We start from the raw sequence: 2668 nt of genomic DNA, 5'->3' as shown, positions 1-2668 counted from the left end.
AGGAGCCCGGATCGGCGCCAACGCCACGCTGTTGCCCGGCATCGAGATCGGCGAGGACGCCCTCGTCGCGGCGGGAGCGGTGGTGGTGCGCAATGTTCCTCCCCGGATGGTGGTGGCGGGAGTGCCCGCCCGGGTGCTGCGCCCTGTTCCGGAGGAGCAGCTTCTCGAAAAGCAGGTCTTCTTCGACGGCTGATCGGCAATTGAATTGACAATCAGCCAAAATTTGAAAGGAGGTGCGTGGGCTCGTCGCGGCTTCTTCCCCTCCCCGCGGCGAGGTCCTTGAGTGCCTGCAGCTCCTGGTAGGGTGTCTGAACGGGGTGTCGGGGATGGGAGAGACGGAAGATCGGAAGGACGAAGTGCAGCGCTGGACGGCGAAGAGGCGGGCAGCGCTGATCCTTGAGATCCTGAAGGGGAAAACCACGATAGCGGAAGCAGCCCGGACCCAGGGCCCCACGGTGGCCGAGGTGGAGCGGTGGAGGGAACGGTTCCTGGCGGGGGCGGAAAACGCCCTGAGGAGCCGCCCCAGAGACGAAGAGGGGCAGAAGGACGAACTGATCAGGCGCATCGTTCCGGGACCTTGAGGAGCGGACAGGGCAAGCCGGTGATCCGCAGTGACAACGGTCTTGTGTTCCAAAGCCGGAGATTCCGGGAAATGTGCGGTGATTACGGATTGTCTCAGGAATCCGTTACACCCTACACGCCGGAACGGAACGGCATGATCGAAAGATCTTTCAGGAGCCTGAAGGAAGAGTGCGTCTGGCTGAAAGAATTTCGGTCCTTCGAGGAAGCGCAGCGGGAAATCGGCCGGTGGATCCACTGGTACAACGGGGACAGGCCCCATCAATCTCTGGAGTACCTTTCCCCGAAGCAGTATCGACTCGAACAAGCGGCATTAATGGCTTGATTTCAGGGGAGCACTCCATTCCCCGGCTTTCCGGCTTGAACGGGAAAAAACACGAAAGCACCGAAAAGAGCCGCTAGGGGAGAGGTGAACATGGAATACATCGGAATTTTCATCGACGGTGGATATCTCCAGAAACTCTCTTTGCAGATGGCGCCCGAATTTCGAATCGACATGGCGAAGCTGGTGCGATGGATTGCCTGCGATCTGCCTGTACGCAGAGTCTATTACTACGACTGCTTACCGTATCAGTCGCCGTTGCCGACGACCGAGGAAAGGGAGCGAGTCTCCAGGAAGCAGAAGTTTTTTCAGGCGCTTGAAAAGCTGGATCGATTCGAAGTACGGCTCGGGAGGCTGGAAAAGCGCGGCGCGGACGAAAGCGGTAAACTGCTTTTCGATCAGAAGGGCGTCGATCTTCAGATGGGGCTGGATTTCGCCCTTGCCTCTCTCCGACAGAAAATATCGTACGCCGCGCTGCTTTCGGGCGACAGCGACCTTTGCCCTGCGATCGAAGCGGCGAAAAACGAAGGCGTGATAACCCGTCTTGTTCACGGGCCGTTTGGGACGTTTCACAATCGGCTATGGAATATCGTCGATGAACGGAGAGAGATTACTCCCGCTGTCCTGAAAGAACTGGCGCTCGCATAATGAGAGGAGAGACCTTGCGGCCCCTCCTCGTACACATTGGCATCTCCCGAAGGAAACACCAAGGAATATAGTGAATTTATTATAGAAACAAGAGCCTCTTTTGTCAAGGTGAGATCTATTGACATGTGAGGGACTGCGGCAGGTGTGTGAGCTGAGTGTTGTGCGCAGGACTGCGAGCTTTTTGAACGTTTCGCGGGCAGTACGCTTTCCGAAGGAGCTTGGTTTTTTAAAACATGACGCGATTATCCCGGAGCGGGCGTCCCGCTTTTCCGCTCCGCTTCGGCGGTAAAAGTTTTGAAAGTCCTTTCCATGTCGCATCGTCTATGTCATGTCGGCTCATGGCTCCGTATGATAGCCAGCTTTACGGTTCTTTTCAAGTTTTGAAAAAACGACCTAAGGGAGAACGGAGGGAACGCCATGGCACAGTGCGTCGCTCCGGGAGCGATTTTGGGGAAGAAGGTCTCTTTGGGATACAACGTGGTCATCGAGGATGAAGTGGAGCTCGGAGACGGCGTGGAAGTCGGGCATAACGTGGTGATCCGCCGGGGTGTGCGGATCGGGGCGGGATGCCGCATCTGCGACAACGCCGTGCTGGGAAAGCTTCCCGCCACGGCCTCCCTTTCCGCCACGACGGAAGAACCCCGGGAGCTGCCTTTCCTCGAACTGGGCGAGGCGGTCACCGTGGGGGCCTGCGCCGTGCTCTACCGGGGGGCCGCCCTCGGGCGCGGCGTCTTCGTGGCTGATCTGGCGAGCATTCGGGAGGATGTGACCATCGGGGAACTCACCATCGTGGGACGGGGAGTGACCGTCGAGAACAAGGTGCGCATCGGGCGCAAGGTGAAGATCGAGACCGAGGCCTACGTGACCGCTCTGAGCGTCGTGGAGGATTACTGTTTCCTCGCTCCCGAGGTGACCTTCACGAACGACAACTTTCTGGGACGCACGGAGGAGCGGAAGAAACACTTCGGTGGCCCCACATTGCGGCGAGGAGCCCGGATCGGCGCCAACGCCACGCTGTTGCCCGGCATCGAGATCGGCGAGGACGCCCTCGTCGCGGCGGGAGCGGTGGTGGTGCGCAATGTTCCTCCCCGGATGGTGGTGGCGGGAGTGCCCGCCCGG

General features: G+C 59.2%; 5 protein-coding genes. All 5 read left to right on the top strand.

Features of this window, described 5'->3' with window-relative positions:
• Nucleotides 1-193, top strand: a 193-nt coding sequence (locus Q1K49_RS12955) for a DapH/DapD/GlmU-related protein (RefSeq protein WP_300526419.1), incomplete at its 5' end; no start/stop codon positions are given.
• A 133-nt stretch (nt 194-326) separates the two neighbouring features.
• Nucleotides 327-581 carry a helix-turn-helix domain-containing protein gene (locus Q1K49_RS12950; RefSeq protein WP_300526423.1) on the top strand — a complete coding sequence of 85 codons (255 nt, stop codon included), beginning with the start codon at nt 327-329 and terminating at the stop codon, nt 579-581.
• 71 nt (nt 582-652) lie between these two features.
• Nucleotides 653-904, top strand: coding sequence for an integrase core domain-containing protein (locus Q1K49_RS12945; protein WP_300526422.1), 252 nt, complete (start codon nt 653-655; stop codon nt 902-904).
• 90 nt (nt 905-994) lie between these two features.
• Nucleotides 995-1549 carry an NYN domain-containing protein gene (locus Q1K49_RS12940; protein ID WP_300526421.1) on the top strand — a complete coding sequence of 185 codons (555 nt, stop codon included), beginning with the start codon at nt 995-997 and terminating at the stop codon, nt 1547-1549.
• 417 nt (nt 1550-1966) lie between these two features.
• Nucleotides 1967-2668, top strand: a 702-nt coding sequence (locus Q1K49_RS12935; RefSeq protein WP_300526420.1) for an acyltransferase, incomplete at its 3' end; no start/stop codon positions are given.

It is taken from the genome of Aminiphilus sp. (assembly GCF_029975095.1).
GTDB lineage: Bacteria > Synergistota > Synergistia > Synergistales > Aminiphilaceae > Aminiphilus.
Note: the sequence above shows the minus strand (reverse complement) of the source record. Positions and strands in the feature narration are given on the sequence as shown.